This window comes from Novosphingobium nitrogenifigens DSM 19370 (assembly GCF_000192575.1).
GTDB lineage: Bacteria > Pseudomonadota > Alphaproteobacteria > Sphingomonadales > Sphingomonadaceae > Novosphingobium > Novosphingobium nitrogenifigens.
Window position 1 is genome coordinate 579,475 of the sequence record NZ_GL876926.1, and the last position, 4,483, is coordinate 583,957.

Consider the following 4,483-nt stretch of genomic DNA (forward strand, 5'->3'; position numbering starts at 1 on the left):
CCGTATTGAGGGCTTTTTTCTTGTCTTTCAAACGTCAAACGTCAATCGGCGATTGTATTTGCAAGGTATACAATCGCCTTTTCTTTTTGCGGACAACCTCGAAAGCGTCAGAACTTGGGCGGCTTCAACGCGCGGGCCCACCCGGACAACGTGAGGATTTCGAACGTCTCTGTCACGCGCCCGGTCTCGGCGTCGGCCTTGTCGGCAAAGGCGGCGTGGGCACGGGCGAGTGCGGCCTTGTCGAGCGGGCCGCCGCCGCGCGCGAGGCAGGCCGACAGGCCTTGGGCGCGGATGTCGCCGACGAGACGTTCGAGCGTGCGATAGCTTGCCTTGATGCTGCGGCTGTCTACCACCGGATCGGCAAAACCGGCCCGTTGCAGCAATTGTCCGCCTGCCCGGACATCGACCTGGGGATGCAGGCGCGGCGCGGGGCGATCCCCGTCGGCGGTGAGCATGATCTCGCGCAGGGAGGCAAGGCTGCCCGCGCCGGGCATGGCGATGATCGCAAGGCCTTCGGGGGCAAGCGCGCGCCGCAAGTGGATCATCGCGCCGGGCAGGTCGTTGACGGTGTCGAGCGTGCCGAGGCTGGCAATGAAATCGAAGCCTTCGCCAAAGGGCAGGGGGTGTTCCTCGTCGATCGCGGTCTCGTCCGCGACCGGTGCGGGATCCGCACGGGTGACAGCGACGCCCTGTGTCTGAAGAGCCTGCGACAGCGTTCCAGCGATGTCACCGACAATCAGGGCAGTGCGGGGCTGGTGACGCAGGAAGGCGAGGCGGTCGAGCACGTCCTCGACCATGTCGTCGAGCATGAAACGCGCGGCATCGGGTGCCTGTTGCAGGATGCGCATGCGCCTGCGCGCGGCAAGGCGGCGTTTCGGCGAAAAGATCTCGGGCGGTTGGGCGGGGGGCGCTGTCTCGGACATGGTGGTTCCCTGCCGTCATGCTCGGCTCTTGCCAAGCCCGCATTGGCTGCCAAAGGATGATCGGGACATGGGGTTAGGCCAAATTCGGGTGGGCAGGGAGCGGGTTGCATGAACTGGACACGGCATCTCGCTCCGATCATCGATCTGGTGTTTCCCCCTCGGTGTCCGCTGTGCGGCGCGGCGCTTGCGCAGCATGGCGGGCTTTGCGTCGAATGCTGGGGCGGTCTCGCGATCCCGGGCGAACCGGCGTGCAGCCAGTGTCAACGTCCGCTGCCCGACCGTATCGCCCAGCAGGGCGCCGACGCCGCACTCGCCACGGCGGATGCGGCGCGCGGAGCGTGGGTTTGCGCGCCCTGCATGGCACGACCGCCCCGGCATGAAGGCATCGCCGCTGCAACGCTCTATAACGAAGCTTCGCGACGGCTGATCATGGCCTTCAAGCATGGTCGGCGGATCGGCTTGGGGCCATTGCTCGTGCGCCTGATGGTTCCGCGTGTTCCCCGTCTTGAAGGCGAATGGCTGGTGGTTCCGGTGCCGTTGCATCGCATGCGCCTGTGGCAGCGGGGGTTCAACCAGTCGGCTGTGCTGGCAAAGGGTGTGGCGACCGCGCTGAGGCAACCTCTCGTGGTCGATGCGCTGGTCAGGCCCAAGCCGACGCCGCCGCTCGGGCACCTGGGAGGCAAGCAGCGCGAGCGCTTGCTCGCAGGGACGATCCGGGTCAATGCCCGCCGTGCGGCGCGGCTGAAAGGCGCCAATGTCCTCCTGATCGACGATGTATTGACGAGTGGTGCGACGACGAACGCCTGTATGGCGGCCTTGCATCGTGCAGGCGCTGCGCGCGTGCGGATTGCCTGCTTCGCCCGCGTGGTCGATGAGACTCATGTGATCGCGTCGGGAGTGGCTCTTGCCATGGCGGAACGGGAAGCCAGGGAGGAGCTGGAAGGCCGCACGTGAGCGTCTCGGGACAGGTTCGCCGGGCCCCATAACAAAGGCGCCCGAGGCGTGAGCCCCGGGCGCCGAGCGTGACGAACTTTTGGCGATTGGCACTCGTTGGGTGCCGGACGGCCCCCCGACCGTCTCCGCCTCGATTCCCTCATCTTTTCCGGGGGCCGGTACGCTCGCCGGGATCCCTCGGTTGCTTCCCTGAACTTTGGCGCTTGGTGCGCCGCCTTTCGGCGGTCCAGAATTACGGTTCCCTCAAACCGCAGGTGTTGTGTCCGTCATTGTGGGCCGATGGGAAAGGGTAATGTAACAGAACCGTGGATTTTGCCCCCAGTCTGTGGTTATCCTGCAACAAACAGGCCTCAGTGGGCAGTTGTTTACGAACTTTTTGCCAAGGATTTTCACGATCTCTACCCCTTCCATGGTATCCGACACCGAGGTGCGGGAGCAGGGCGCCGTCTTCATGCCCCGCTTCGATTCTCACGGACTCGTGACGGCGGTCGCGGTGGACAATGCCACCGGCCGCCTGCTGATGCTCGCGCACATGAATGCCGAGGCGATCGAGCGTACGCGTGAGACGGGTTTTGCCCATTTCTGGTCCCGTTCGCGCGGCAAGCTCTGGATGAAGGGCGAAAGCTCGGGCCATGTCCTGCGCATCGTCGAGATCCGTGTCGATTGCGATCAGGACGCTCTGGAACTGCGGGTCGTTCCCGCTGGGCCTGCATGCCACACCATGGCGCCCAGCTGCTTCTATCGCCGCCTGACGGCCGATGGGGAGTTGGAGCGCGTCAGCGAAGAGTAATTGACGCTTACGTAAAGGTTAGATAGCGTCGGTTCATGTCGACGTCATCAGCACACGCGCCGAATCGTGTTTCCGAACCGGGCCTGGACCACACCGGGCACTTGCACCAGCCCGATGCGCTGGCGCGGGATAGCTACACGATCTCGGATCTGTCCGCTGAGTTCGGCGTGACGGCGCGTGCCTTGCGTTTCTATGAGGACGAAGGGCTGATCTCGCCCACGCGCGTGGGTCTTTCGCGGATCTACAGCAAGCGGGACCGGGCGCGGCTTGCGTGGATCATGCGGGCCAAGAACGTCGGCTTCAGCCTGTCGGAAATTCGCGACATGATCGATCTTTACGATCTTGGCGATGGACGGGTCGAACAGCGTCGGTTCACCATCGCCAAATGCCGCGAACGCATCGAGAGCTTGCGTCGTCAGCAAAAGGACATCGACGCCACGATTGCCGAACTCGACAGTTTCCTTGCCGTCATGGTTGACAAGGAACGGAGCGAGGGGCGCGATCCGGATATCGCGCCGAGCCGCCGACCGGACAGTTCGGGCAATTCCTGACCATTTTTGCAGGCACCGCCTGAGGGAAAGCGGTGACAGGTCCCCATTTGGGGGTTAAGTCGTTGATCGCACGCCAGCCCGAAGCGGGATCGGCGTGGTCCGATGCTCGAATCCTGCAATCGCGGGCTTCGTTCCCGGTACAGGATCCCTTCGACACATCATGCCTGCCCATTCCCACGCGGCGGCGAGGATTTCGCTGCAAATCGCGCTGACGGTCACATCGACGGCGCTGATCTATTTCGCCGTCGGCCTTCCCCTCGCGGTGCTGCCCGGGTGGGTCCATCACGAGCTTGGCTATAGCGCGGTCATCGCGGGAGCTGCTATTTCGGTGCAGTACGTGGCGACGATCGTCAGCCGCGGACTGGTCGGTCCGATGACCGATGTTCTCGGTGCCAAGGTCTCGATCCTCGTCGGTTTTTCCTGCTGCCTTGCGAGCGGTCTTGCCGGAATGGCAGCTCCAGCACTCGCGGCGCGTGCTGGCGAGGCGCTGGCGGTCCTGTTCCTCAGCCGGATCATGCTGGGCTTTGGCGAAAGCATGATCGGCACCGGAGCGATCACCTGGGCGATCGGGCGGGTGGGGGCTGAACATACCGCGCAAGTCATTTCGTGGAACGGGATTGCGACCTATGCAGCAATCGCGCTCGGGGCGCCGATCGGGACGCTGCTCTATGCGATGGACGGCATGAACGCGATCGGTGTGGCACTGGCCGTGATCGGATTGGCGGGGCTCGCGTTTACCATGCCGCAGCCGCGCACCCGCGTTCTCGTCGCAAAGCGCTTGCCGTTCCGCGCGGTGTTCCTGCGTGTCGTTCCCTATGGAGCGATCCTTGCGCTCGGCGCGATCGGGTTCGGGGTCATTTCCGCGTTTATCGCCCTCTATTACACTTCGCGAGGCTGGGGCGGCGTGTGGATGGCCTTGAGCGCTTTCGGCATCGGCTTCGTTCTCGCGCGGATTCTTTTTGTCGGCAGCATTGCCCGCCATGGTGGATTGCGGGTCGCGGGCGTGTTCCTGACGCTCGAGAGCCTTGGTCTGTTTCTTGTCTGGGCGGCCCCGTGGTCATGGCTTGCGGTAGTGGGGGCGGGGGCGTCGGGTTTTGGTTTCGCGCTGATCTTTCCTGCGCTGGGGCTGATCGTGGTCGATCTGGTTCCGCCGCAGAACCGCGGCTCGGCGATCGGCGCCTATTCGATGTTCACCGATGTTGCCCTGTGCGCGACCGGCCCGGTTGCCGGGGTTCTGGCAACGCATGGCGGCTATGGCGCGCCGT

Annotated in this window: 5 protein-coding genes; 4 read left to right on the plus strand and 1 reads right to left on the minus strand. The window is 64.3% G+C overall.

Features of this window, described 5'->3' with window-relative positions; genetic code table 11:
- Nucleotides 1-107 precede the first annotated feature (107 nt).
- Nucleotides 108-923, minus strand: a complete 816-nt coding sequence (locus Y88_RS02950; protein ID WP_008066145.1) for a class I SAM-dependent methyltransferase — start codon at nucleotides 921-923, stop codon at nucleotides 108-110.
- A 108-nt stretch (nucleotides 924-1,031) separates the two neighbouring features.
- On the opposite strand from Y88_RS02950, the gene Y88_RS02955 reads away from it, so the two are divergent.
- The 4 genes from Y88_RS02955 to Y88_RS02970 form a co-directional block, all read left to right on the plus strand.
- A complete protein-coding gene (locus Y88_RS02955) occupies nucleotides 1,032-1,877 on the plus strand; it encodes a ComF family protein (RefSeq protein ID WP_008066146.1) in 846 nt (281 codons plus the stop codon).
- Between the two features lie 409 nt (nucleotides 1,878-2,286).
- Complete coding sequence (hisI, locus tag Y88_RS02960) at nucleotides 2,287-2,667, plus strand: phosphoribosyl-AMP cyclohydrolase (protein WP_018075196.1); 381 nt, start codon at nucleotides 2,287-2,289, stop codon at nucleotides 2,665-2,667.
- Between the two features lie 101 nt (nucleotides 2,668-2,768).
- Nucleotides 2,769-3,218 (plus strand): MerR family transcriptional regulator, encoded by a 450-nt coding sequence (locus Y88_RS02965; RefSeq protein WP_008066148.1) that lies wholly within the window; start codon nucleotides 2,769-2,771, stop codon nucleotides 3,216-3,218.
- Between the two features lie 160 nt (nucleotides 3,219-3,378).
- Nucleotides 3,379-4,483 (plus strand): MFS transporter (locus tag Y88_RS02970; protein WP_050805608.1); only part of this gene is annotated, 1,105 nt, incomplete at its 3' end.